Origin of the sequence: Nonomuraea sediminis (assembly GCF_018531495.1) — a bacterium.
In the GTDB taxonomy this organism is placed as follows: domain Bacteria; phylum Actinomycetota; class Actinomycetes; order Streptosporangiales; family Streptosporangiaceae; genus Nonomuraea; species Nonomuraea sediminis.
Genome location: NZ_JAHDTI010000004.1, coordinates 1 through 24,579, shown reverse-complemented (window position 1 = coordinate 24,579; position 24,579 = coordinate 1). Strand labels below are relative to the sequence as shown.

Below are 24,579 nucleotides of genomic sequence, written 5' to 3'. Positions count from 1 at the left end.
TCATGCTAGGTTCTCCCCGTGACGGAGCTCCAGGTTCTGGCCGTGTTCGCCGCCATAGCCGTCGCCGTCACCGAGTGGCCCGTCTCCCGCGAACGCCTGGCCGCCTTCGCCGCCTCCTACGACCTCGTCATCACCCCGGACAACGGCACCCAGGTCATGGCCCAGCTGGCCACGGCGCGGAGGCGGCAGCGGTGGGGGCTGTGCGCGGGCGTCATCCTGGCCGCCGCCACCCACCTGTTGTTCATGGTGCCGCTCTGCTGGTTCGCCGGGGTTCTGGTCGCCGAGTTACGGCAGGCCAGGCGGCAACCCGCCGACCCGGTCGAGCGGGCCTTCTGGCGGCGTGGCACCCGCCTGCTGCTGGCCGGCGGCGTGATCACCGCGAGTTGCGCGGCGTTCCTGCCCTTACTGCCGGGAGAGCCCGCGCCCCTGTACGCCGACGTGGACCCGTATCCGCGGGACAACCCGTCGCTCTGGCACGAGGCGGTCGCCAAGGTCACCGCGCCCGGCTGCTACCGCTCCTACGAGCGCGAGTGCCGGGTCTGGAAGCTCGACAAGCAGCCCTTCCCGCAGGCGGCACCCGTGGTGACCAGCGCGTACGGAGTGCCGGGCCCCGGGCCGCTCAGGGTGAGCCAGGACGGCCACTGGATCGCCTACCTGGATCGCAGCTCGCGCAGGATCGTCCACCGCGACCTCCGCACGCAGGACGTCCGCTTCCTGACGGGCAGCCTCGCGGACACGGAAGTGCCGAAGGTGGAGATCTCCAGCCGCGGGCGTTTCGTCGTCCTGGCCACCACCACCGTGACAGTCCTCGACACGGAGTCCGGCAAGACGTCCGCCGTCCCCGGGATCAGGCAGGACGCCGAACTGAGCATCAATCCCGACGGCACCAGGATCCTCGCCGTCACCGACGAGGGCCTGCGGGTGGAGACCTACGACGTGCCGAGCGGGCGGCGGCTGAGCGGCGTGGCGGTCAGGTTGCCTGACGGCGATCCGATCGAGGCCGTCAAGGGGTGGGGCGAGGACGGCAAGCCGATCGTGACCAGGAAGGCCGGCGAGGGTGAGCGGACCGCGTTCAGGCTGGATGTGGTCACGGGGCGGACCTGGCACTTGTGAGAGCTGTCGCGGGCAGCCTCGGCAGGGGATATCTTGATATCAAGCAATCCCGTAAACGTGGAGCGGACACCCCGGTGACTGATTCGACCATCATTTACACGTATACCGACGAGGCGCCGGCCCTGGCGACGTATTCGTTCCTGCCCGTGATCGAGGCCTACGCCTCCACGGCCGGGGTCCGGGTGGAGAGTCGTGACATCTCACTGGCGGGGCGGATCATCGCCAGTTTCCCCGAGCGCCTCACCGAGAGCCAGCGCATCGGGGACGCCCTCGCCGAGCTCGGTGAGCTGGCCAACACCCCCGAGGCCAACATCATCAAGCTGCCCAACATCTCGGCCAGCATCCCGCAGCTGAAGGCCGCGATCGCCGAGCTGCAGGGCAAGGGGTACGCGCTCCCGGATTACCCGGAGGACCCGCGGACCGACGAGGAGCGCGAGATCCGGGCCCGCTACGACAAGGTCAAGGGCAGCGCCGTCAACCCGGTCCTGCGCGAGGGCAACTCCGACCGCCGCGCCCCCGCCTCGGTGAAGAACTACGCCAGGACCCACCCGCACCGCATGGGCCCGTGGTCCTCCGACTCCAGGACGAACGTCGCGCACATGACCGCCGACGACTTCCGCTCCTCCGAGAAGTCAGCGGTCATCGCCGAGCCCCAGAGCCTGCGCATCGAACTGGTCGCCGACGACGGCACCACCACGGTGCTCAAGGAGTCGGTGCCCGTGCTCAAGGACGAGATCGTCGACGCGACCGTCATGCGGGTGGCCGCGCTGCGCGAGTTCCTGACGGCGCAGATCGCCCGCGCCAAGGCCGAGAACGTGCTGTTCTCCGTGCACCTGAAGGCCACCATGATGAAGGTCTCCGACCCGATCATCTTCGGCCACGTGGTACGCGCGTTCTTCCCCAAGACCTTCGCCCGGTACGGCGAGCAGCTCAACCCGAACGACGGCCTCGGCGCGATCCTCAAGGACGCCGGTGACGAGGTCAAGGCGTCGTTCGAGGCCGAGCTGGCCGAGGGCCCGCACCTGGCGATGGTCGACTCCGACCGTGGCATCACCAACCTGCACGTGCCCAGCGACGTCATCGTCGACGCCTCGATGCCCGCCATGATCCGCCAGTCGGGTCACATGTGGGGCCCCGACGGCGAGGAGGCCGACACCCTCGCGGTCATCCCCGACAGCAGCTACGCCGGCATCTACCAGGCCGTCCTCGACGACTGCCGCGCCCACGGCGCCTTCGACCCCGCCACCATGGGCTCGGTGCCGAACGTCGGCCTGATGGCGCAGAAGGCCGAGGAGTACGGCAGCCACGACAAGACCTTCGAGATCCCCGTCACCGGCACGGTCCGCGTCGTGGGCGGCAGCGGCGACGTGGTGCTGGAGCACGCGGTCAGCCAGGGTGACATCTGGCGCATGTGCCAGACCAAGGACATCCCGGTGCGCGACTGGGTCAAGCTGGCCGTCACCCGGGCCCGCGCCAGCGGCGACCCGGCGGTGTTCTGGCTCGACGCCGAGCGCGCCCACGACGCCGAGCTGATCGAGAAGGTCAACGCCTACCTGCCCGAGCACGACACCGACGGGCTCGACATCAGGATCCTGGCGCCGGCCGAGGCGATGAAGTTGTCGCTGGAGCGCATCCGCAGGGGCGAGAACACGATCTCGGTCACCGGCAACGTGCTGCGCGACTACCTGACGGACCTGTTCCCGATCATGGAGCTGGGCACCAGCGCCAAGATGCTGTCGATCGTCCCGCTGCTGAACGGCGGCGGCCTGTTCGAGACCGGCGCGGGCGGCTCGGCGCCCAAGCACGTGCAGCAGCTGCTCAAGGAGAACTACCTGCGCTGGGACAGCCTGGGCGAGTTCCTCGCGCTGGCGGCCAGCTTCGAGCACCTGGCGACCACGACGGGCAACGCCCGGGCGAAGATCCTGGCCGACACGCTCGACCGGGCGACCGCCACGTTCCTCAACGAGAACAAGTCGCCGGCCCGCCGCGTCGGCGGCATCGACAACCGCGGCAGCCACTTCTACCTGGCCATGTACTGGGCGCAGGAGCTGGCCAGGCAGACCGACGACGCCGAGCTGGCCGAGGCGTTCAGCGGGCTGGCCGAGACGCTGGGCGAGCAGGAGAAGACCATCGCCGACGAGCTGATCGCGGTGCAGGGCTCGCCTGCCGACATCGGCGGCTACTACCGGCCCGACCCGGACAAGGCCTCGGCCGTGATGCGCCCGTCGCAGACGTTCAACCAGGCGCTGGCCATCCTGAAGTGACCCGCGCGGGGGATGGCCTTCGGGTCATCCCCCGAGCAGGTTGAGAATCATCGCCTTGAGCGCGTCGTTGCCCAGGATGAGCGAGGTCAGGACGACGCCGAAGCCGCCGAGACCCATGATGGTCACGTCGACCCGCTTGCTGCGGATGGCGAGCTGCCCGCCGTACCCGGCGAAGCGGAGAGCGGCGGCGATCATGAGGACGGCGCCCAGCGTGAAGCCGCCCCAGCGCGGATCGACCAGGAAAATCACCGCAACACCGACGACCGCACCCGCCAGAATCAGCAGGTACGGTCCCCAGCTCTCACTCCCGGGCTCATTCACCGTGCGGGCTTATGGTCGCGTTCGCTACGGGCCTCCGTTGGCATCGTTCCTCGCTCTCTCCGGCCCAGGCTCACCGCTCGTCGATGGGCTTCCACTTCTGGTCTCGTTCCCCGATGTACTCGCTGTCAGGGCGGATCAGGCGGTTGTCGGCGTGTTGTTCGATCACGTGGGCCGTCCAGCCGGACATGCGGCTGATAGAGAATACCGGCGTGAACAGGTCGGTCGGGATACCGAGGTAGTGATAGACGGAGGCGGCGTAGAAGTCGACGTTCGGGTAGAGGCCCTTGCTCTCGAAGACGACCTCCTCCATCTCCTTCGACATCCGGTAGTAGGTGTCGTCGCCGGTCGACTCGGCCAGCTCGGCGGACATCCTGCGCAGGTGCGTGGCCCGCGGGTCCTCGGTCTTGTAGACGCGGTGGCCGAAGCCCATGATCTTCTCGTGCGCGTCCAGCTTCTCGCGTACGGCCTGCGCCACGTTGCCCGGTGAGATCGACTCGAGCGTCTTCATGACCTGCTCGTTGGCCCCGCCGTGCAGCGGGCCCTTGAGCGTGCCGATGGCGGCGACGATGGCCGAGTGCATGTCGGACAGCGTGGCGGCGCACACCCGGGCGGCGAAGGTCGAGGCGTTCATCGTGTGGTCGGCGTGCAGCACCAGGCAGGTGTCGAAGAGCTCCGCCTCGCGCTGGCTCGGGACGCGCCCGGTGACCTGCAGGAGGAAGTTGCCGGCGATGCTCAGCGAAGGGTCGGGCTCCGGAGGCACGTCCTTGCCCGTGCGGAAGGCGTGGTACTGGGCGACCAGCAGCGGCTGCTGCGCGGTCAGGCGAGCGGCCTTGCGCAGGTTGGCGTCGGGCGCGATGGAGTCCTTGTCAGGGTCGTCGGCGCCCGCCAGCGAGACCAGCGAGCGCAGCGCCTCCATGGGTTTCTGCTTGCTCGCGATCTCCGGGAGGTTGTGGGAGACGAGGACACCCAGCGCCCGGCCGTCGTGCAGCTCGTCGACGTAGGCGGCCAGCTCGGCGCGAGTGGGCAGCTTTCCGCGCTGCAACAGGTGGGCGGTCTCTTCGAACGTCGTACGGCCGGCGAGATCGTGGATGTCGTATCCCCGATAGAAGAGCCGGCCGGCCTTCCCGTCAATGTCGCTGAGCGCTGTGGACGCGGCTACGACATCGGCCAGGCCTTTCGTGGGCTTGTCCGCCATGAGTGTTTCCTCCGCTTATCTTCGCTGGAAGTCTACCCGTGAGCAGGCAAAACCGTCCGCAAAGGTCCAGACCAATTTCACGCCGGATTCTCCTTATGGCAAAGGCGATTCCGCATCCCCTCGTTTGGGTAAGCCGGAGCTGTAGCAATAGTTACGGCGGGCTACCCCCATGGGTGTGGCACGCCCCGGTCAGCCGTGGGAGGAACTGCCGTGCCAGGTGAAGGCACGGGGCCGTTCATTCGCAGTCTCAAAACTGAGGGAAGGAACTGCCGTGCACAGGCGAGCACGTGCCGTTCATTCGCAGACTCACTGAGGGAAGGAACTGCCGTGCCTGGGAGGGCACGCGCCGTTCATTCGCAGAGTCGAACTGAGGGAAGGAACTGCCGTGCCTGGGAGGGCACGCGCCGTTCATTCGCAGAGTCGAACTGAGGGAAGGAACTGCCGTGCCTGGGAGGGCACGCGCCGTTCATTCGCAGAGTCGAACTGAGGGAAGGAACTGCCGTGCCTGGGAGGGCACGCGCCGTTCATTCGTAGACTCGAACTGAGGGAAGGAACTGCCGTGGAGGGGCCGTTCATTCGCATCGAGGACACTGGCGAGGTTGTCCCGTTGCGCCCCGAGATCACGACGGTCGGCAGGGGACGCGGGGTCGACATCCGGCTCACCGATCCCAGCGTGTCTCGACTCCATGCCGAGTTCGTCAGGCGAGGACCCTACCTGTACGTCGTTGACCTGGGCCTGTCCCGCAACGGCACGCGGGTGAATGGCAGGCCGATCGCGCGGAGGGTGCTGGACGACGGCGACGTCGTCTCCTTCGGCGCGGCGCGCGGCCGCATCGGTGGGGTGCCGCGCGAGGACTTCACCCCGGAGGTCGAGCTGCGCAGGGCGGCCGCTCCCGAACTGACCAGGCGCGAGGTGGACGTGCTGACGTCACTGTGCAGGCCCGCGCTGTCGGATGAGGCCTTCGTCGCCCCCGCGACGGCCCGCGAGATCGCCGACGACCTGGTCGTCACCGAGGCGGCGGTCAAGCAACACCTGCTGCGGCTGTACCAGAAGTTCAGGATCCCGGAGGGGACCAACCGGCGCACGCGTCTGGCGAACGAGGTCGTCGCGCTGGGTCTGGTGCGCCCGACCCCGGTGGTGCCGCCGCAGCGGTCGGCGGGCACCGCACCCGAGGCGCAGCCTTCCACGGCGGGTCGCCGCGCGTCCTGACCAAGTCGCAAGACTCACATAACGGGACGCAACTTCGGGCCTCGGCGGGGAGTCTCACACCCGTGAGATTCAACAGGATCTGGACGTTGCTGGGCGCGGGAGCCATGTCCGCTGCCTTGATCACGCCTCAGCCCTCCGCCGCGGAGCCGTACCCGGCCGATGCGGCGCCCACCACCCCTGTACCGACCACCCCTTTACCGACCACTCCGGCGCCCACCACACCGGTGCCGACCACTTCAGCGCCGGCCACCCCTGGGCCGGTCGCCAGTGAGCCGGTTCCGGTCGACCCGAAGCCGGTGGACTGCTCGGCGGTCAAGTGCGTGGCGCTCACCTTCGACGACGGGCCGAGCACATATACGCCGAAGCTGCTGACGATGCTGGAGCAGCACCACGCCAGGGCCACGTTCTTCGTGGTCGGCTACAACACCTCCCGCTTCCCCAAGGCGCTGAGCCGGATGGTGCGCGACGGGTTCGAGATCGGCACGCACACCCAGTCGCACCCCGACCTGCGGCGCCTGTCGCCCTCCAGGATCCGGGCCCAGCTCAGGGGCCCCATCGACGACATCCTCGCCGCGGGCCAGCCCGCGGTCACGCTGTTCCGCCCGCCGTACGGGGCCACGAACGCCAAGGTGACCAAGATCGCCAAGGAGCTCGGGCTGGCGCAGATCCTGTGGAGCGTGGATCCGTGGGACTGGGCCGTACACAACTCCCGCATCGTCGCCGACCGGATCCTGTCGCACGTCGGGCGCGGCTCGATCGTCCTGGTCCACGACATCCACCCGACGACGGTCGCCGCCATGCCGAAGGTGATCAAGACGCTGCAGAAGCGCGGCTACCACCTGGTCACCGTGTCGGAGCTACTGGGTCCTGAGCTCAAAGCGGGCCGCAAGTACTTCCGTCAGTGACGGTGACAGTTCCAGCGGCCTCGCGCCGGGGGTGATCGTGCCGAGCACGCGCGCCCCCGACGCGCCCGTACAGCTGGGCACCGTGGCGGGCAGCCCGTGCGCGGTCAGCCAGCCGAACAGCGAGAACGCGATCGCCTCCTTGGCGTCCGACGGCACGCCCAGCTCGTCGCTCGGCACCACCTTCGCGGTGACGCGCTCGCGCAGCATCCGCATCAGCGTCGGGTTGCGCACCCCGCCGCCGGAGACGACCAGCGTGTCGAGCCGGTGCCTGCGCACCTCGGCGGCCACGGTCTCCGCCGTGAGCGCGGTCAGCGTGGCCACGAGGTCGGCCTGCGGCAGGCCCGATGTGACGTAGCTGGGGGTGAACAGCTCCTTGCCGGTGGTCTTGGGCGGCTCGAGCGCGTAGTACGGCTCCTGGAGCAGCTCGCGCAGCAGCTCCTCGTCGACCTTCCCCGCCGCCCCCAGCTTCCCGTCCCTGTCGTACGGCGGAGCCGCCGCGTCGATGAGCGCGCACGCGGGACCGGTGTCGTAGGCGATGGCCGGCTCCCGCACGGTGAGGTTGGCGATGCCGCCGAGGTTGAGAGCCCCCGAGCGGCCCTCGACCCCGGCGAGCAGCAGCAGGTCCAGGTAGGACACGAGCGGGGCACCCTGCCCGCCGGCGGCCACGTCCCTGGCCCGCAGATCGGAGACGACGGGCAGCCCGGTGCGCTCGGCGATCCAGGCGGGCTGGCCGAGCTGGAGGGTGCCGCGCACGACCCCGCCCTCGACCCAGTGGTAGAGCGTCTGTCCGTGCGAGCACACCAGGTCGGCCCGCACGGATGCCGCCACGTCGGCGAAGGCCTGGCCGATGAGCGTGTCAAGCGCGCACACCTCGGCCATGTCGACCTTCGCCGGGGGCAGGGCGTCCTTGATGCGGGTCCTCAGTTCCGGCGGGTAGGGCCGCTCACCGACGTGCGTGATGACGCCGGTGAGCAGGCCGTCCCGGTCGAGCGACCAGTCCACGACCGCGCTGTCGATGCCGTCGTGGGACGTGCCCGAGATCAGCCCGAGGACCCGCACCTGCTCACACCACCCTGAATCCGTGGGAGGGCCTGCTGGTGCGGCCCACCCTGTCCACCGCGACCGCGTAGTAGCGGTCGCCCCGCTTGCCGTCCGCGTCGGTCCAGCGGGCCTGGCGGCCACCGGGAACGACCGCGACCAGGTTGCGGGCGTCGTCGAATGACACGTTCTCATCCGAGGAGCGGAAGATCGCGAACTGGAACGGCTCGTCGCGTCCCGTGGCCACCATCCTGACCTCCACCCCGTCGGCGCGGCACAGCGCGTAGGCCACCACCGGCCGGCGCGGCGGCTCCCCGCCGGCGAGCCTGGGCAGCACGGGCGCCAGCGCCGGGTGCTGGTAGTGGTCCTTGATCGCGGTGGTGATCGAGCCGATCCTGTCGGCGCGCACGTCGCCCGCGCTGAACCAGATGTCGCCGCTGACCTGCGGGTGGTCGCGGTTGAGCGTGAGGTGCTTGGACAGCTCGGCGGGATCCTGCCACTGCGGGGCGGTCTGGGCGGGGTCGCCCGCCTTGTAGGCGGCCTGGCCGATCCACAGCAGCGTGCCGGTGCCGTCGGCCACGTCCGACCACCAGGGGATGAGTTTGCTGTAGTCGGCCGGCGGCTGGCCGATGTACCAGTAGATCTGCGGCGCGATGTAGTCCAGCCAGCCCTTCTTGACCCAGCCGCGGGTGTCGGCGTGCAGGTTGTCGTAGGACTGGCCGCCGGCGGTGTCGGAGCCCAGCGGGTCGCTGGCCTTGTTGCGCCAGATCCCGGACGGGCTGATGCCCCACGAGATCTCGGGCTTGGCCTGCCGTACGCGCTGCTGCATCTCCGAGACCATCAGGTCGACGTTGTTGCGGCGCCAGGAGGCCAGGTCGGGGAAGCCGGCGCCGTACTTGGCGTAGGCGGCGCTGTCGTCGAAGGCGGCGGTGTTGGTCGGGTAGAAGTAGTCGTCGAAGTGGAGGCCGTCGATGTCGTAGCGGGTGATCGCGTCGAGCATCGCGTCCTGGCAGAACTTGCGCACCTCCGGCATGCCGGGGTTGTAGTACAGCTTCCCGCCGAACGGCAGGATCCAGTCGGGGTGCTGGCGCCCAGGGTGCGAGGGGTGCAGCTTGGCCGGGTCCGGCTGCATGGAGACTCGGTAGGGGTTGAACCAGGCGTGGAAGGCCAGGCCGCGCTTGTGCGTCTCCTCGACGAGGAAGGCCAGCGGGTCGTAGCCGGGGTCCTGGCCCTGGGTGCCGGTCAGCCACTGCGACCACGGCTCGAACGGCGAGGGCCAGAACGCGTCGGCGGTCGGCCTGATCTGGACGAACACCGAGTTGAGCTTGCGCTGGACGGCTAAGTCGAGCCAGCCGAGGTACTCGGCCTTCTGCTCCTCGACGCTCAGACCGGTCTTGGACGGCCAGTTGATGTTGACCACGGACGCGATCCACATGCCGCGCATCTGGCGCAGCGGCGGGATGTAGCCGGTGTCGGCGAACGCGGGTAACGGCACTGCGGAGGCGGCGACGGCGAGGGCGAGACCCTTCAGGACTGTCCTTCTGCTGGGCATGTGGGGGGTGCCTCCCGGGAAGCGGTTGTGTCGAGGGCGACGATGACAGAAAATTACCTTCAGATCAATAAATGTGAAGGAAAATGCCGCATGCCTGATGACCTGTACCGACTCGCTCTCACAGTGCTCCAGCCCGGCTACGAGGAGACGTCCGTTCCCGACTGGCTGCGCAGGCTGCTGGGCGAGGGGCTGGGCGGCACGATCCTGTTCGCGCGCAACGATCCGAGCCGCCAGGTCGTCGACCGGCTGCGCGCCGAGAACCCCGGTGTGGTCGTCGCGATCGACGAGGAGGGCGGCGCGGTCACCAGGCTCGAGGTCACCGCGGGCAGTTCCTTCCCCGGCAACCGGGCGCTGGGCGTGGTCGACGACGTGGTGCTGACCGAGCGCGTCGGCCGCCAGATCGGCCGGATGCTCGCCAAGGCGGACATCACGCTCAACTACGCGCCCTCGGCCGACGTCAACTCCAACCCCGCCAACCCGGTCATCGGGGTGCGGTCCTTCGGCCCGACCGCCGACCTGGTCTCACGGCACACGGTCGCCTACGTCAACGGCGTGCAGGGCGCCGGCGTCGCGGCCTGCGCCAAGCACTTCCCCGGCCACGGCGACACGGTCACCGACTCGCACCTGAACCTGCCCACCGTGCACGCCGCCCGCGAGGTGCTCTTCCAGCGCGACCTGCCGCCGTTCCGTGCCGCCATCAGGGCGGGGGTGCGGGCTGTCATGACGGGTCACCTGCTGGTGCCCGCGCTGGATCCCGAGGTGCCCGCGACCCTCAGCCGTACCGTCCTGACCGAACTGCTCAGAGGAGAGCTCGGCTTCGACGGGATGCTCGTCACGGACGCGATCGAGATGCGGGCGGTGGCCGCGCTGTTCTCCCCCGGCGAGATCGCCGTCCGCGCGCTGGCCGCCGGGGCCGACGCGATCTGCATGGGCCATGCCACCGAACAGCTGGTCCGCGAGGTGTGCGCGGCCGTCGTCGCCGCCGTCCGCGCCGGCACCCTGCCCGAGGAACGCCTGGCCGAGGCCGCTGAGCGCGTGCTGTCCCTGTCGGAGTGGTACAGCAAGCAGGCCGACCTGCGCGAGCAGGCGCTCGCCGACCCCGGCGTCGGGCTCGAGGCGGCCAGGCGGGCGCTGACCGTGACCGGCGAGGGGCGGCTGGAGCGGGCGCCGCTGGTGGTCGAGGTCAACACGCGCCTCAACCGGGCGGTCGACCCGTCGACGCCGACCGGCATCACCGCCGCGCTCACCGCGGCGCTGCCCGGCACGGCGCGCGTCCAGCTCGCGGCCGGCGACGAGCTGCCGGCCTTCGACGAGCGGCCCGTAGTGCTCGTCGTGCACGACGCGGCGCGGCACGACTGGGTGCGCGAACGGGTGGCCCAGGCCGTCACCGCGCGCCCTGACGTGATCGTGGTCGACACCGGCATCCCGGACGAGCCGGCGGGCGGGGTCCACATCGCCACGCACGGCATCTCGCAGGTGGCCGCGCGGGCGGCGGCGGAATGGCTGACCCGGTGACGCAGGAACCCGCGAACCCGGTCGCCGCGGTGCGTGCCGTACTGCCGTCGCTCACGCCCGCAGCGCAGGCCATCGCTCGAATCATCCTGGAGGATCCCGGGCTGGTCGTGCGGAGCACGATCACCGAGTTCAGCGCGGTGTCGGGGACGAGCGAGGCGACGATCGTGCGCACGGCCAGGGCGCTCGGCTTCGGCGGCTACTCGCAGATGCGCTTCGCGCTGGCGGCGGCGGTGGCCAAGGAGCCGGAGCGGCTCGTGCCCGGCGACCTCGGACCTGACGATCCGCTCACCGACGTGATCGCCAAGGTGGCGCGCGCGGAGTCGGACGCGCTCGCCGACACCTCGGCCCAGCTCGACCCCGAGCAGCTGGGCGAGGTGGTCTCCGCCATCGCCGAGGCCCGCAGGGTCGACGTGTACGGCGTGGCCGCCTCGGGCCTGGTGGCCGCCGACATGTCGCAGAAGCTGCTGCGCATCGGGCTGTCCAGCCACCCCTTTAGCGACGCGCACCTGGCGCTGACCAGCGCGGCCCTGCTGCGCGACGGCGACGTGGTGGTGGCGATCAGCACCAGCGGCGAGACGCCCGACGTGCTGGTACCGGCCCGCACCGCGAAGGAGGCGGGCGCGCTGCTGGTGGCGATCACCAACAACCCGCGCTCGTCGCTGGCGGAATCAGCCCACCACACGCTGGTCTCCGCGGGCCGCGAGACCGCCTTCCGCCCTGGCGCGCTGGCCAGCCGCATCAGCCAGTTGCTGATCGTGGACTGCATCTTCGTCGGCCTGGCCCAGCGCACCTACGACACGGCCGAGGCCGCCATCCGCGCCACCCGCGCGGCCACCGACCGCTACCGGGGCCGCTAGCGCGGGGTGGCCGCCGCCACGCCTTCCGCAGTTGACAGCGAATATGAAGACCGGTCTATTATTCATCCCATGGGACAGAAGGGGCAGGAGACCCGGGCACGGCTGCTCGACGCGACGCAGGATCTGATCGAGTCGGGCGGCTACTTCGCCGCGGGGCTCAACCAGATCATCGCGGCCAGTGGCGCGCCGCGCGGCTCGGTCTACTTCCACTTCCGCGGCGGCAAGGACGAGATGATCGTGGAGTCGCTCACCCGCGCCGCCGACGCCGTCACCACCGCCATCAAGGAACTGGACACCGGGAGCCCGCGCGAGCTGGTGCAGCAGACCCTGCGACTGCTCGGCGACCGGCTCGAGCAGTCCGACTGGCAGAAGGGCTGCCCGATCGCCACGGTCGCCCTGGACGTTTCAGGCAGCAACGACGCGGTACGGCAGGCCTGCTCGGCCGCCTACACCGCGTGGGAGCGGGCCCTGCGCGACCGCATCGGCTCCGACGACCTGGCCACCACCGTGCTCGCGCTCATCGAGGGGGCCATCCTGCTGGCCAGGACCCACCGCAGCAGGGAGCCGCTCGAGCGCGCGGGGCGGGTGATCGCCACCCTCCTCTAGCTTTTTCGTGCCCTCAAAATATGTAGACCGGTCCATTATTAAGGAGCTGTCATGAAGGTCCATCACCTCAACTTCGGCACCATGCGCGAGATCGACCCCGAGCACGACGGCCTCCTCCCGGCGCAAGCGCTCAACCACTGCCTGCTCGTCGAGACGGACTCCGACGGGCTCGTGCTGGTCGAGACCGGATTCGGCACCGTGGACGTGGAGCGGCCCGCGGAGGCGCTCGGGCAGACCTTCCTCGACAGGACCGCGGCCGTGCTCGACCCCGACGAGACCGCCGTGCGGCAGTTGGCCAGGCTCGGCTTCGCCACGGAGGACGTGCGCCACATCGTGCTGACCCACCTGGACCTCGACCACTCCGGCGGCCTGCCCGACTTCCCCGAGGCCAAGGTCCACCTGCACGACGCCGAGTACCGGGCCGCGATGGCCGCCACCAGCGCGCACCCCGAGCACACGCTGCGCTACCGGCCGGCCCACTGGGCGCACCGGCCGCACTGGGTCACCTACGAGACCCGCAGGGGCCTGTCGTGGTTCGGCTTCGACGCCCTCGAGCTGGAGGGGCTGCCCTCGGACATCCTGCTCGTCCCGCTGCCCGGGCACACCGAGGGCCACTGCGCGGTGGCCGTCAAGGACGGCGAGAAGTGGCTGCTGCACGCGGGTGACGCCTTCTACTACCACGGCCAGATCGACCCCGCGCAGCGATGGGAGATCCCGCTGTGGGACGCTCTCGAGGAGATCGCCACGATCCACCGGCCGCTGAACATGGGCCAGCAGGCCCGCCTGCGCGAACTGCTGCGCGAGCACGGGGACGAGGTGGAGGTGTTCTCGGCGCACGACCCCTGGGCGTTCCAGCGTTACCTCTGAGCGGGGAGGGCACCGCATGACCAAGATCGCCATCGTGACCGGCGGGAACCAGGGCCTCGGGCTGGCACTGGTCCGCGGCCTGTGCCGGCTTCCCGACCACGTCGTCTACCTGGCGGCGCGTGACCGGCAGCGCGGCCTGGCCGCGGTCCGCTCGCTGGAGAACGAGGGGCTCGCGCCCCGGCTCGAGATCCTGGACGTGCGCGACACGGAGGCCGTCCAGGCCTGCGCGCGGACGCTCGCGGAGCGGCACGGTGGCGTGGACGTGGTGATCTCCAACGCGGCAGCCCGCATCGGGCGCGACGTGCCGAACGCGGACCAGGTGCGCCCGTTCGTCGACACCAACAACCACGGCACGCAGCGGATGATCGACGCCTTCGGCCCCGTGCTCAACGACGGGGCCCGCTTCGTGGTGGTGGCCAGCGCGTTCGGCACGGCGGCCAGTCTCGATCCGCGCCTGCGCGACCGCTTCGACGTGGCGCGGGCGAGCGCGGCCGACATCACCGCGGTGATGGACGCCTACGCGGCGGCCGTCGAGGCCGGGCGCGACGCCGAGGAGGGCTGGCCCGCCTGGATCAACCCGCCGTCCAAGGTCGGCCAGGTGGCCGCCACGAAGGTGTTCGCCCGCGACCTCGCCGAGGAGGCGGAGCGGCGCGACATCCTCGTCAACGCCGCCTGCCCCGGCCTGGTCGACACCGACGCCTCCCGGCCGTGGTTCGACGACATGTCCGGCGCCGCCTCGCCGGACGAGGCGGCCGTGGACGTGCTGTGGCTGGCCACGCTGCCCGCGGGGATGCGGGAGCCGTACGGGGAGCTGGTGCAGTACAGGAAGGTGCTGCCGTTCGGCGGCTAGAGCTGCTTCTCGGCCGCCTCGACGACGTTGGCCAGCAGCAGGGCGCGGGTCATCGGGCCGACGCCGCCGGGGTTCGGCGTGAGGAAGCCGGCCACCTCCGCCACGTCGAGGGCCACGTCACCGGCGATCTTGCCGTCGACGCGGGAGACGCCCACGTCGAGCACCGCGGCGCCGGGCTTGACCATGTCCTTGGTGATCAGCCCCGGCACGCCCGCCGCCGCGACCACGATGTCGGCGCGGCGCACGTGGTCGGCCAGGTCCTGGGTGCCGGTGTGGCACAGGGTGACCGTGGCGTTCTCCGACCGGCGGGTCAGCAGCAGGCCGAGCGAGCGGCCGACCGTGATGCCGCGGCCGACCACGGCCACGTCGGCGCCCTTGATCGGCACGCCGTACTCCTGCAGGAGCAGCACGATGCCGTGCGGGGTGCAGGGCAGCGGCGCGTCGACCATGTGGACCAGGCGGCCCAGGTTGGTCGGGTGGAGGCCGTCGGCGTCCTTGGCCGGGTCGATCCGCTCGAGCAGCGCCATCGTGTCCAGGTGCTTGGGCAGCGGGAGCTGGACGATGTAGCCGGTGCAGTCGGGTGAGGCGTTGAGCTCGTCGAGGGCGGCCTCGACCTCGGCCTGGGTGGCGGTCTCCGGCAGGTCGACGCGGATCGAGGCGATGCCCACCTCCGCGCAGTCGCGGTGCTTGCCCGCGACGTAGATCTGGCTGCCCGGGTCCTCACCGACCAGCACGGTGCCCAGACCCGGGGTGATGCCGCGCGCCTTGAGCGCGGCGACGCGGGCAGTGAGGTCGGCCTTGATCTTGGCGGCGGTGGCCTTGCCGTCCAGCTTCGCAGCGGTCATGGGACCACATCCTTCCACGAGATCCACGACGCCCTTCACCGGGTTCCCGTCGATGACGGCCATCAATTGACATCGTTGTCATCGGACGGTTCACCGGCATAGGGTGACGCTCGCCAGCAATGCGACATTTCGAGGAGTCCCCTTGCCAGCTCGCCTGTTGTCAGCGGAGTCGACCGACCTGTTCGTGGGCTCGGAGGCTCGGCCGTACCAGGTCCTCAAAGTGACGGTCGCCGCGGGTGAGGAGCTTCCCCTCCAGGTCAGAGGGGTACGGCAGGCCGCGCCCGTCACCGCCGCCGAGGGGGTCGTCGAGATCCCGCTGGACATCGACGCGCCGCCGGGCACCGTGATCCCCTGCGTGGTCGTGCTCGGCGAGGAGGAACTGGCCGTCGAGGTCACGGCCGAGGAGCCCGGCTGGACCATGCACATGGTCTCCCACTTCCACTACGACCCGGTCTGGTGGAACACCCAGGCGGCCTACACCAGCCCGTGGGAGTTCCTCTCCAGCGACTCCACGACCAGGCCGCTGTGGGAGCGCAACGCGTTCGCCCTGGTCGAGGCCCATCTGGAGCTGGCGCTGCGCGACCCGGACTACCGCTTCGTGCTGGCCGAGATCGACTACCTCAAGCCGTTCTTCGACACCCACCCCGAGCGCCGCGCCGACCTGCGCCGCCTGCTGGCGGAGGGCCGGGTCGAGCTGATCGGCGGCACCTACAACGAGCCGAACACGAACCTGACCGGCGCCGAGACCACGATCCGCAACATCGTCTACGGCATCGGCTACCAGCGCGACATCCTCGGCGGCGACCCGCGCACCGCCTGGCAGCTGGACGTCTTCGGGCACGACCCGCAGTTCCCCGGCTACCTGGCGGCGGCCGGGCTGACGGGCAGCGCCTGGGCGCGCGGGCCGTTCCACCAGTGGGGCCCGATCCACAAGAACTTCAAGGAGGCCAAGAACGACGCCTCCGTCATGCAGTTCCCCAGCGAGTTCGAGTGGATCTCGCCGTCGGGGCTCGGCGTGCTCACGCACTACATGCCCGCGCACTACTCGGCCGGGTGGTGGATGGACTCCTCGCCCACGCTGGAGGAGGCCTCGCAGGCGGTCTACGACCTGTACAGGTCGTTGAAGCCGGTGGCGGCCTCGAAGAACCTCCTGCTGCCCGTCGGCACCGACTACACCCCGCCCAACAAGTGGGTCACCGAGCTGCACAGGTCCTGGGCGGCCCGCTACGTGTGGCCCCGGTTCGTGTGCGCCACGACCAAGGACTTCCTCGACGCGGTCAGGTCCGAGCTGTCGGCGTTCAGCCCGCAGTCGCGGGACATGAACCCCATCTACACCGGCAAGGACGTCTCCTACATCGACACCAAGCAGGCACAGCGCGCCGCCGAGGTGGCCGCGCTCGACGCCGAACGGCTGTCGACCTTCGCCCAACTCCTGGGCCTGGGCAGGTTCCCGCACACCGCGCTGGACAAGGTCTGGCGGCAGCTGGCCTACGGCGCGCACCACGACGCGATCACCGGCTCGGAGTCCGACCAGGTCTACCTGGACCTGCTGACCGGCTGGCGGGAGGCCTACGACCTGGCCGCCGACGCCCGCGACCGCGCGCTCGACGCGCTGACCGGCCAGGTGGCGGTGGACGGCCACAGCGTGGTGGTCACCAACACGCTCCCCTTCGACCGCGACGGCCTGGTCCGGGTACGGCTGGCGCCCGGGCAGCGGCTGGCGGACGTCCCCGCCGTGGACGAGGACGGGACGCTGGTGTTCGTCGCCCGCGACGTGCCCTCGCTGGGCTGGCGTACCTACCGGGTGGTCGAGGGACCGGTGCCCGCGTGGTCCCCCCTGGACGGGACCCGGATCGAGAACGAGCGCTGGCGCGTGACCGCCGACCCGGCCCGGGGCGGGGCGCTGGAGTCCGTCTACGACCTGGCCTCCGGCACGGAGGTGCTCACCGGGCTCGGCAACGAGCTGCGCCTGTACGCGGAGTACCCGGCGCACCCGGACATGGGCGAGGGACCGTGGCACCTCATGCCGACCGGCGAGGCCGTCGGCTCGGGTGAGGCGGCGGCGGTAGCCGTAAGGGCCTATGAGAGCCCTGTCGGGCAGCGGCTGGTGATCAGCGGCACCGTGGGTGAGATCGACTACGAGCAGATCGTCACGCTGCTCGCGGGTTCCGACCGGGTGGAGTTCACGACCCGGGTGATCGACTACACGGGGCAGGACCGGCTGCTGCGGGTGCGGTTCCCCGCCCAGGTGGCGGGGGCGCTGCCCGTGTCGGACGTGGCGGGGGCCGTGGTCGGGCGCGGGTTCGCGCTGCCGGACGCCGACTCCGCCGAGCATCCGTGGACGCTGGACAACCCGGCCAACACCTGGTTCGGGCTGTCGGCCACGGCGCGGGTCGACCTGGGCGAGGCGGGCGCGCGGGCGCTGGGCGTGGCCGAGGTCGTCGTCCCCTCCCCGCAGGACGCGCCCGGCGCCCGCGACCTGGTGGTGGCGCTGGCCAGGGCGGGCGTCACGGCGACCACCTCGACGGCCGCCGGCTCGCGGTACGGCTGGCTGGACGTCGACTCCAACCTGCCGGACGTGCGGATCATCCTGGGCGGGCCCGACGACAACCCGCTGGCCGCCGAGGTGCTCTCCCGCAGCGATCCCGCCTACCTGGACGCGCTGAAGTCGGGCGTGCCCCGGGTCTGGGTGCCCGCCGACCGGCCGCTGGCCGAGGTGTGGCAGCCCGGCGCGGACCTGCGCGACGTGCGGGCGCTGCCGGCCCTGATCGTCGCGGGGCCCGTCTCCGAGCTGGTCGAGGACCTGGCGGACGCGGTGATCGCGGCGGTGTGCCCGGTGGGCGGCGAGGCCCTGGCGGACCGGACCGTGGCGCTGCTGGCCTACGGGCTGCCCGGATTCGCGGTCGATCCATCAGGAGCGCTGCACCTGTCGCTGATGCGGTCGTGCACCGGCTGGCCGTCGGGGGTCTGGCTGGACCCGCCGAAGCGCACCACGCCCGACGGGTCCGGATTCCAGCTGCAGCACTGGACGCACGAGTTCTCCTACGCGCTGGCCGGCGGGCAGGGCGACTGGCGGGCGCTGCGGCTGCCCGCGGCCGGGCAGGAGTTCACCACGCCGCTGCTGCCCAGGGCGGTGGACGGTCCCGGCGGGTCGCTGCCGGGGACGCACTCGCTGCTGCGCGTGGAGCCGGCCCGCGACGTGCTGCTCGGCACGCTCAAGGCCGCCGGGAACCCGCTGGCCCATGGTGATTCCGGCCCGGGCGACGGCGTCACGCTCCGGCTCGTGGAGTCGACCGGGCTCGGGTCCAGTGCCGTGCTGGAGTCCCCCGTGCTGCCGGTGGACGGCCTGCGTCACGCGGACCTGCTCGAGGTGCCCGGCGAGCCGGTCGCCTCGTTGGACCTGGCCGGGTCGGAGGTGGCCACGTTCGTCGCCCCCTCCGCGGAGCCCACGGGGGCCGAGCTCGGGGCCACGGCTGAGATCGCGCAGCCCGTCTACAGCCGCTACTGGCTGCACAACAAGGGCCCGGCGCCGCTCGGCTACCTGCCGGTCTCGGTGGCCATCACGCCGGGGCTGGTCGTGGACGGTCCGGCCGAGTTCGAGGTCGTGGTCTCCTCGGTCCAGGAGTTCGAGGGCGTGGTCGACCTGCGCGTCCCCGACGGGTGGACGGCCACACCGGGTGCACGCGCCTTCCGCGTCGAGGCGGGCGGCCACCTGCGCTTCCCCGTCACCGTGACGCCCGCTCCCGGTCAGGGCCTGCACTTCGTGTCGGCCTCGGTCCGGGTGGGCGACCAGATCGTCGAGGACGTGGCGACCGTCGCCCTGGGCGAGGCGCCCGAGCTGCCCGTGCCCGGCCGGCCCGAGGACGAGGGCTACAACGGCACCACCGCGACCGAGGGCCGGCCCACGGGTCTCACGGTGGGCGTCGGCTCGGACTCGCTGTCCCTGCGTCCCGGTGACCGTTCCGCGGTCGTGGTACGGCTGGCCAACACGACCGCCGGCGAGATCCGCGGCGAGGCCCAGCTGGCCTCCCCCTGGGGGACGTGGGACCTGCTTCCCGACGTCATCAGGGGCTTCACCCTGGCTCCCGGGGAGAGCGCCGACGTGGAGTTCCCCGTCGAGGTGCCGCCGGACGCCTCCCCCGGTCACGCGTGGGCGCTGGCCAAGGTGATGTGGTTCGGCCGCTGTCAGTACGCCCCCGCGGTACGCCTGGAGGTGGCACGGTGATCGGGCTCGTAAGCGGGCACCCGGTGTCCAGGGAACTGCTCGACCGGCGCGTGCGCGAGCTGCGGGACGGGCCGCTGCGGGCCGCGCTCCCCGCGCCGGGCAGCTCGGAGGACCGGCAGATGCATCGGTGGATGACGCAGGTCATCCTGACCGAGGAGCTGTGCGCCGCCGAGGCGGTCGCGCTGGGGCTGGCTCCGGTGGAGGGGGGGCCGCTCGACCGGGTGGCCGCGGTCGAGCTGGGCTCCATCAACGCCGCGGCCTACAACGGGAGCCCCTGGGTGCGAGCCATGTACGAGCACGTCACGGCCTCCGCCGAGATCCCGTCCGGGTGGCGGGCCGCTCCCGCGGCGCAGGCCGTTGCCCGGTTCTTCGTCCGGCACCGGATATTTCCGGACTCGGTGGCTGCCGGGCGGGCGACCGTACAGGACCTCGAACCCCTGGGCGCGATCGAGCTCGGCTCGCTGCCCTCCGCGATCGCCGCCGCGCTGCGGCGGCAGCCGTACGGACAGCTCGCGGGACCTGTGCGGGACGCGCTCGGCTGGCACGTCGCGACCGCCGAGCCCGCGCCAGACCCGCGGCGCGAGGCGCCCGACCTGGTCGGGCCCGCGCGCAGGCGGGCCTTCGCGCAGTGGCTGGACCGGCTGCGCGCCGAGAAGGTCGAGCTCGTGCCGGGGCTGGAACATCCCGGCGACCCCCGCCAACCCGACAACCACCACAAACACTGATGCCACCGATGAACTGCGTCCTCGCCATCGACATCGGAGGGACCAAGCTGGCCGCCGCGCTGGTGGACGGCTCGGGTTCCGTACTGCGCTCAGGCACGCGGCCCACTCCCCAGCAGGACGTCATCGACGCCCTGGCCGGACTCATCGCCGAGGTGACCGCCGACGGGCCCGCGCCCGTGGCCGTCGGCATCGGCTGCGCCGGGCCGCTCGACCTGGCGCTCGGCACCGTCAGCCCGGTGAACATGCCGAGCTGGCGCGGCTTCCCGCTGCGCGACCGGGTGCGCGAGCTGACCGGGCTGCCGGCCGTGCTGGCCGGCGACGCCCAGGTCTTCGCACTCGGCGAGCACTGGCTCGGCGCGGGGCGCGGCAGCGCGGCGCTGCTCGGGATCGTGGTCTCCACCGGCATCGGCGGCGGCCTGGTGTTCGACGGCGTGCCGCTGCTCGGCCCGAACGGCAACGCGGGCCACGTCGGCCACATGTGCGTGGACCCGTACGGCGAGACGTGCGAGTGCGGCGGCAGAGGCTGCGTCGAGCGCTACGCCAGCGGACCGAACCTCGCCCGCTGGGCCGGGGAGAACGGCTGGCAGCCCTCGGGCACCCCCGACGCCAGAGCCCTGGCCAGGGACGCCAAGGCGGGGGACGCGGTCGCGGTGGCCGCGTTCGAGCGCGGCACCAGGGCGCTGGCCGCGATGATCGCCTCCACCGCGGCGGCCACCGAGGTGACCGACGTGGTCATCGGCGGCGGCGTGTCAGCGGCGGGGCCCGTGCTGTTCGGCCCGCTGGCCAAGGCGCTCGACGAGATCGGCGGGCTGGCCTTCGTGCGGGCGGTGCGGGTGCACCCGAGCACGCTGGGCGTGCAGGCCAGCCTGGCCGGTGCGGCCAAGCTGGCCTGGGATCACTCCTGAGCCTCGCGGCGCTCGATGATCCTGCGCGTGAACGGGATCTTCTCCACCGCCTTGGCGCCCGCGAAGGCGCCGAGCAGGGCGAGCACCACCAGCATCACCGGATGCGTGGCAAAGCCGTTCATGGTCACGAACGCGTGCAGGATCAGGTCAAGCAATGCGGACTCCGGGGGAAGAATCGGGCACCAAGGCACACAGGTTAACCCGGTTCTAGTGGAAGAAGTGGCGCGTTCCGGTGAAGTAGAGCGTCACGCCCGCCTTCTCGGCCGCGTCGATCGTCTCCTGGTCACGGATCGAGCCGCCGGGCTCCACGATGGCCTTCACGCCCGCCTCGATGAGCACCTGCGGCCCGTCGGCGAACGGGAAGAACGCGTCGGACGCCGCCACCGACCCCTCGGCCCGCTCACCTGCCCGCGTCACCGCGAGCCTGCACGAGTCGACCCGGTTGACCTGGCCCATCCCGACGCCCACCGTCGCGCCGTCGCTGGCCAGCAGGATCGCGTTGGACTTCACCGACCTGGACGCCCGCCAGGCGAACTCGAGGTCTTTCAGTTGTTCGGGCGTGGCTTGCGGACCAGCCTTGTGCTCCCATGCCTCTGGCGAGTCGCCGGGCGCGTCCACGCGGTCGACCTGCTGCACCAGCAGGCCGCCGTCGACGCGGCGGAACTCGGACGCCTCGCGCGGCGGCGTCGGGCACACCAGCAGCCGCAGGTTCTTCTTGGCCGTCAGCGTCTCGAGCGCTTGCGCGCTGTAGGAGGGCGCGATGACGACCTCGGTGAACACGTCGGCGATCTGGGCGGCCAGCTCCTGCGTCACCTCGCCGTTGACCGCGATCACGCCGCCGTAGGCGGAGACCGGGTCGCAGGCGTGCGCCTTGCGGTGGGCCTCGGCCACGTCGGCGCCCACCGCGATGCCGCACGGGTTCTGGTGCTTGATGATCGCCACGCAGGGCTGCTCGAAGTCCCACGCCGCGCGCCAGGCCGCGTCGGAGTCGAGGTAATTGTTGTAGGACATCTCCTTGCCGTGCAGCTGCTCGGCCTCGGCCAGGCCGCCCCTGCCGTCGGTGTACAGCGCGGCGGCCTGGTGCGGGTTCTCGCCGTAGCGCAGGACGGCCTTGCGGGTGCGGGCCGCGCCCAGGAAGGACTCGTCCCCGGTGTACTTCTGCGAGAACCAGTTGGCCACCGCCACGTCGTAGGCCGCGGTGTGCGCGTAGGCGATGCCCGCCAGGCCCTTGCGGTCCTCCAGCGTGAACCCGCCCTCGCCGACCGCGGCGAGCACGTCGGCGTAGCGGCTCGGGTCCACCACGACCGCGCAGGTGCTGTGGTTCTTGGCCGCGCCGCGGATCATCGCCGGGCCGCCGATGTCGATCTGCTCCACGCACTCGGCGTCGGACGCGCCCGAGGCCACCGTCTCCTCGAACGGGTAGAGGTTGACCACCACCAGCTGGAACGGGTCGATCTCCAGCTCCTCCAGCTGGGCCACGTGCGACGGCTTGGTCAGGTCGGCCAGCAGGCCCGCGTGCACGCGCGGGTGCAGCGTCTTGACCCGGCCGTCCAGGCACTCGGGGAAGCCGGTGAGCTGCTCGACCTTGGTCACGGGGATCCCGAAGGACGAGATGGCGGCAGCCGTACCGCCGGTCGACACGAGCTCGACGCCCGCCGCGTCGAGCCCTCGGGCCAGCTGCTCCAGGCCCGACTTGTCGTACACCGCGATCAGCGCGCGCCGGATGGCGATGCGAGTCACTTGGATTCCCCTTCTGATTGGTTGCCGATACGGACCGTGCGTCCGATGACCGACCAGCCCTCTCGGGCCATCCGGCCGACGATCTCGACGAGCAGGCTGCGCTCGACGGTCTTGATGCGCTCGTGCAGGGTCGCCTCGTCATCGTCGGGCAGTACGGCTACCGCCTCCTGAGCGACGATGGGCCCGGTGTCGACGCCCGCGTCCGCCAGCATCACCGTGCAGCCGGTGACCTTGACACCGTGAGCCAGGGCGTCGCGCACCCCGTGAGCGCCGGGGAACGACGGCAGGAGCGCCGGGTGGGTGTTCAGTACGGTGAACCGCTCCAGCGTGGGCGTGCCGAGGATCTTCATGAACCCGGCGGAGACCACCAGATCGGGTTCATACTTCGCGATTTTTGCCGCTATCGCGGCATCCCAGGCTTGGCGGGAGGGATGGTCGCGAAGCTTTTCAACAAATGTCGGGACACCAGCCCTCGTGGCCCTGGCCAACCCCTCGATGCCGTCCCTGTCGGCGCCCACCGCCACGACGTTCGCCCCGAACTTCGGATCGGCGGCAGCATCGAGCAGGGCCTGTAGGTTGGTTCCAGAGCCGGAGACAAGGACGACGAGCCGCCCAGCCTTAGACACGCACACTCCAATTCGGAAGCCGGGGTGGGTAGCCAGGTTATCTGTTCCCCGGACGGCCACGCAGAGGAGGTCAGGTGTCGACACCGGTGCCCGCGCCGACCGGCCAGCAACCGGCGGACTCCGCGGGCCGCCGCGCCATCTGGCTGTCCGTCGCTGCACTGGCCATGACGTTCATGCTGCCCCTCGCGGGCCTGGTGATGTCACTGTTCGCCCTGGTCGCCGGGGTCCGCGCCGTCCCCCTGCTGCGTTCGGCGGGCCGCACCACCGGCATGGCGGTCGGCGGCATCGTCATCGCGGTCGTCGCGCTCACCCTGTCGGGCATGGCCACCGGCCTCCAGCTCTACCTCATGGACGAGTACTCGGCCTACCAGGAGTGCATGAAGGGCGCCGGCACGGTGTCGTCCCAGGGCGAGTGCTACACCCAGTTCCGCACCGCCGCCGAACACAAACTCCCCCACGAGATCCTCCAACTCCTGGGCGCCGTCCAACCCTGACCTGCGTCGCAGGTATACGCGTCGCGTGTGTATGGCCCTCGCGCCAACTCCCAGAACGCCACCCCAAGCCAGCCCTCAGACCACCGGACCCCCAGACGCCCCCGGAACCCAGCCCTCAGAGCGCCAGGCTCCCACGCGCCCCCGGGACCACCCCTCCAGAGCGCCGTGTCGGCGGGACGCCGTACGGCGAAACACGGCGCCCCAGTACGGCGACCAAGCCGTCCTGGCCCAGGCGGTACCCCTGGGCGAAGGCGGCTGGTACGACGCGACCTGGGCTCGTCGTGTCCCAAGGCGCCGGGACGGGCCCCCGGGTTCACCGGATACTCACAGGCTGGATGCCCCATCCTTTAGGGCGGGGAGGAAAGCCGGAACGGTCGGACACTGCGGTCTCCCGGTTTTGTCGGTGTTGATCGGTAGGTTGATCGGCATGTCCCGCTACCGGCTCCAGCCCTCGCCTGTCCAGGAGCGGGTGCTGCTGGAGCATTGCGGGCATGCGCGTTTTGTGTGGAACCTCGCGGTTGAGCAGCACGCCCACTGGCGTCCAGGCCTGAAGTCCGCGCCCGGGTTCGCGGAGCAGTGCCGCCAGTTGACCGAAGCGTGAGCAGACAACGAATGGCTGCGAGCCGGGTCGATCACCGTCCAACAGCAAGCCCTGAAGGACTTCGCGCAGGCCATGGCGAACTTCTTCGGCAAGACCCACCGCAAGCCGACGTGGCGTAAGCGCGG

22 protein-coding genes are annotated in these 24,579 nt (G+C 71.0%); 14 read left to right on the top strand and 8 right to left on the bottom strand.

The annotated features are described in order from the left end of the window. Positions 1-18: 18 nt before the first annotated feature. Positions 19-1,113 (top strand): hypothetical protein, encoded by a 1,095-nt coding sequence (locus KIK09_RS19965; RefSeq protein WP_214320790.1) that lies wholly within the window; start codon positions 19-21, stop codon positions 1,111-1,113. A 74-nt stretch (positions 1,114-1,187) separates the two neighbouring features. After that, a complete protein-coding gene (locus KIK09_RS19960) occupies positions 1,188-3,377 on the top strand; it encodes an NADP-dependent isocitrate dehydrogenase (protein WP_214320789.1) in 2,190 nt (729 codons plus the stop codon). A gap of 24 nt (positions 3,378-3,401) precedes the next feature. Here KIK09_RS19960 and KIK09_RS19955 read toward each other — a convergent pair whose 3' ends face one another. Further along, entirely contained in the window at positions 3,402-3,698 is a 297-nt protein-coding gene (locus KIK09_RS19955) for a DUF3017 domain-containing protein (RefSeq protein WP_308164205.1), read from the bottom strand. A 70-nt stretch (positions 3,699-3,768) separates the two neighbouring features. Continuing rightward, entirely contained in the window at positions 3,769-4,893 is a 1,125-nt protein-coding gene (locus KIK09_RS19950; RefSeq protein WP_214320787.1) for a citrate/2-methylcitrate synthase, read from the bottom strand. Positions 4,894-5,452: 559 nt separating this feature from the next. On the opposite strand from KIK09_RS19950, the gene KIK09_RS19945 reads away from it, so the two are divergent. Both KIK09_RS19945 and KIK09_RS57855 read left to right on the top strand, forming a co-directional pair. Then, positions 5,453-6,103: an FHA domain-containing protein gene (locus KIK09_RS19945; protein WP_214320786.1), complete on the top strand. Its 651-nt coding sequence runs from the start codon at positions 5,453-5,455 to the stop codon at positions 6,101-6,103. 62 nt (positions 6,104-6,165) lie between these two features. Continuing rightward, the gene (locus KIK09_RS57855; protein WP_214320785.1) at positions 6,166-7,008 is read left to right on the top strand and encodes a polysaccharide deacetylase family protein; all 843 of its coding nucleotides are present in this window, start codon (positions 6,166-6,168) and stop codon (positions 7,006-7,008) included. Here KIK09_RS57855 and KIK09_RS19935 read toward each other — a convergent pair. Further along, positions 6,961-8,067, bottom strand: coding sequence for an anhydro-N-acetylmuramic acid kinase (locus tag KIK09_RS19935; protein ID WP_214320784.1), 1,107 nt, complete (start codon positions 8,065-8,067; stop codon positions 6,961-6,963). The genes KIK09_RS57855 and KIK09_RS19935 overlap by 48 nt on opposite strands. Positions 8,068-8,071: 4 nt before the next feature. Continuing rightward, entirely contained in the window at positions 8,072-9,598 is a 1,527-nt protein-coding gene (locus tag KIK09_RS19930; protein WP_250573513.1) for a glycoside hydrolase family 10-like protein, read from the bottom strand. A 90-nt stretch (positions 9,599-9,688) separates the two neighbouring features. On the opposite strand from KIK09_RS19930, the gene KIK09_RS19925 reads away from it, so the two are divergent. From KIK09_RS19925 to KIK09_RS19905, 5 genes are all read left to right on the top strand, one after another. Further along, positions 9,689-11,113 (top strand): glycoside hydrolase family 3 protein, encoded by a 1,425-nt coding sequence (locus tag KIK09_RS19925; RefSeq protein ID WP_214320783.1) that lies wholly within the window; start codon positions 9,689-9,691, stop codon positions 11,111-11,113. Continuing rightward, complete coding sequence (locus KIK09_RS19920) at positions 11,110-11,970, top strand: MurR/RpiR family transcriptional regulator (RefSeq protein ID WP_308164204.1); 861 nt, start codon at positions 11,110-11,112, stop codon at positions 11,968-11,970. Before KIK09_RS19925 ends, KIK09_RS19920 begins: the two co-directional genes overlap by 4 nt. A gap of 69 nt (positions 11,971-12,039) precedes the next feature. Further along, positions 12,040-12,576, top strand: a complete 537-nt coding sequence (locus tag KIK09_RS19915) for a TetR/AcrR family transcriptional regulator (protein ID WP_214320781.1) — start codon at positions 12,040-12,042, stop codon at positions 12,574-12,576. Positions 12,577-12,627: 51 nt separating this feature from the next. Beyond that, positions 12,628-13,443 carry an MBL fold metallo-hydrolase gene (locus KIK09_RS19910; protein WP_214320780.1) on the top strand — a complete coding sequence of 272 codons (816 nt, stop codon included), beginning with the start codon at positions 12,628-12,630 and terminating at the stop codon, positions 13,441-13,443. A gap of 16 nt (positions 13,444-13,459) precedes the next feature. Further along, on the top strand, positions 13,460-14,293 hold the full coding sequence (locus KIK09_RS19905) for an SDR family NAD(P)-dependent oxidoreductase (protein WP_214320779.1): 834 nt from the start codon (positions 13,460-13,462) through the stop codon (positions 14,291-14,293). Here the strand turns inward: KIK09_RS19905 and KIK09_RS19900 are convergent. Then, positions 14,290-15,138 carry a bifunctional methylenetetrahydrofolate dehydrogenase/methenyltetrahydrofolate cyclohydrolase gene (locus KIK09_RS19900; protein WP_214320778.1) on the bottom strand — a complete coding sequence of 283 codons (849 nt, stop codon included), beginning with the start codon at positions 15,136-15,138 and terminating at the stop codon, positions 14,290-14,292. The two genes, KIK09_RS19905 and KIK09_RS19900, sit on opposite strands and share 4 nt — an antisense overlap. 142 nt (positions 15,139-15,280) lie before the next feature. Between KIK09_RS19900 and KIK09_RS19895 the strand changes: the two genes are divergently transcribed. Genes KIK09_RS19895 through KIK09_RS19885 form a run of 3 tightly spaced genes read left to right on the top strand, consistent with a single transcriptional unit; the run spans position 15,281 to position 20,993 of the window. Further along, positions 15,281-19,363 carry a glycoside hydrolase family 38 N-terminal domain-containing protein gene (locus tag KIK09_RS19895; RefSeq protein WP_214320777.1) on the top strand — a complete coding sequence of 1,361 codons (4,083 nt, stop codon included), beginning with the start codon at positions 15,281-15,283 and terminating at the stop codon, positions 19,361-19,363. Then, a complete protein-coding gene (locus KIK09_RS19890; RefSeq protein WP_214320776.1) occupies positions 19,360-20,088 on the top strand; it encodes a peptidylprolyl isomerase in 729 nt (242 codons plus the stop codon). Before KIK09_RS19895 ends, KIK09_RS19890 begins: the two co-directional genes overlap by 4 nt. Positions 20,089-20,096: 8 nt before the next feature. Next, positions 20,097-20,993: an ROK family protein gene (locus tag KIK09_RS19885; RefSeq protein ID WP_214320775.1), complete on the top strand. Its 897-nt coding sequence runs from the start codon at positions 20,097-20,099 to the stop codon at positions 20,991-20,993. Here the strand turns inward: KIK09_RS19885 and KIK09_RS19880 are convergent. Genes KIK09_RS19880 through purN form a run of 3 tightly spaced genes read right to left on the bottom strand, consistent with a single transcriptional unit; the run spans position 20,984 to position 23,359 of the window. Further along, positions 20,984-21,148 carry a hypothetical protein gene (locus tag KIK09_RS19880; protein ID WP_214320774.1) on the bottom strand — a complete coding sequence of 55 codons (165 nt, stop codon included), beginning with the start codon at positions 21,146-21,148 and terminating at the stop codon, positions 20,984-20,986. The genes KIK09_RS19885 and KIK09_RS19880 overlap by 10 nt on opposite strands. A 52-nt stretch (positions 21,149-21,200) precedes the next feature. Beyond that, on the bottom strand, positions 21,201-22,733 hold the full coding sequence (gene purH / locus KIK09_RS19875) for a bifunctional phosphoribosylaminoimidazolecarboxamide formyltransferase/IMP cyclohydrolase (RefSeq protein ID WP_214320773.1): 1,533 nt from the start codon (positions 22,731-22,733) through the stop codon (positions 21,201-21,203). After that, positions 22,730-23,359, bottom strand: a complete 630-nt coding sequence (purN, locus tag KIK09_RS19870; protein WP_214321608.1) for a phosphoribosylglycinamide formyltransferase — start codon at positions 23,357-23,359, stop codon at positions 22,730-22,732. The genes purH and purN overlap by 4 nt, the downstream gene beginning before the upstream one ends. 74 nt (positions 23,360-23,433) lie before the next feature. Here purN and KIK09_RS19865 point away from each other — a divergent pair, with 74 nt between their 5' ends. Together KIK09_RS19865 and KIK09_RS19860 are read left to right on the top strand one after the other, a co-directional pair. Continuing rightward, the gene (locus KIK09_RS19865; protein ID WP_308164203.1) at positions 23,434-23,853 is read left to right on the top strand and encodes a hypothetical protein; all 420 of its coding nucleotides are present in this window, start codon (positions 23,434-23,436) and stop codon (positions 23,851-23,853) included. Between the two features lie 427 nt (positions 23,854-24,280). Then, positions 24,281-24,454 (top strand): helix-turn-helix domain-containing protein, encoded by a 174-nt coding sequence (locus KIK09_RS19860; RefSeq protein WP_214320772.1) that lies wholly within the window; start codon positions 24,281-24,283, stop codon positions 24,452-24,454. Positions 24,455-24,579: the final 125 nt, after the last annotated feature.

Coding starts and splice junctions, on each gene's coding strand:
- KIK09_RS19930 (WP_250573513.1), bottom strand. CDS start 9,598: ATGCCCAGCAGAAGGACAGTCCTGAAGGGTCTCGCCCTCGCCGTCGCC.
- KIK09_RS19885 (WP_214320775.1), top strand. CDS start 20,097: ATGAACTGCGTCCTCGCCATCGACATCGGAGGGACCAAGCTGGCCGCC.
- KIK09_RS19860 (WP_214320772.1), top strand. CDS start 24,281: ATGTCCCGCTACCGGCTCCAGCCCTCGCCTGTCCAGGAGCGGGTGCTG.
- KIK09_RS19910 (WP_214320780.1), top strand. CDS start 12,628: ATGAAGGTCCATCACCTCAACTTCGGCACCATGCGCGAGATCGACCCC.
- KIK09_RS19950 (WP_214320787.1), bottom strand. CDS start 4,893: ATGGCGGACAAGCCCACGAAAGGCCTGGCCGATGTCGTAGCCGCGTCC.
- KIK09_RS19900 (WP_214320778.1), bottom strand. CDS start 15,138: ATGACCGCTGCGAAGCTGGACGGCAAGGCCACCGCCGCCAAGATCAAG.
- KIK09_RS19915 (WP_214320781.1), top strand. CDS start 12,040: ATGGGACAGAAGGGGCAGGAGACCCGGGCACGGCTGCTCGACGCGACG.
- KIK09_RS19905 (WP_214320779.1), top strand. CDS start 13,460: ATGACCAAGATCGCCATCGTGACCGGCGGGAACCAGGGCCTCGGGCTG.
- KIK09_RS19925 (WP_214320783.1), top strand. CDS start 9,689: ATGCCTGATGACCTGTACCGACTCGCTCTCACAGTGCTCCAGCCCGGC.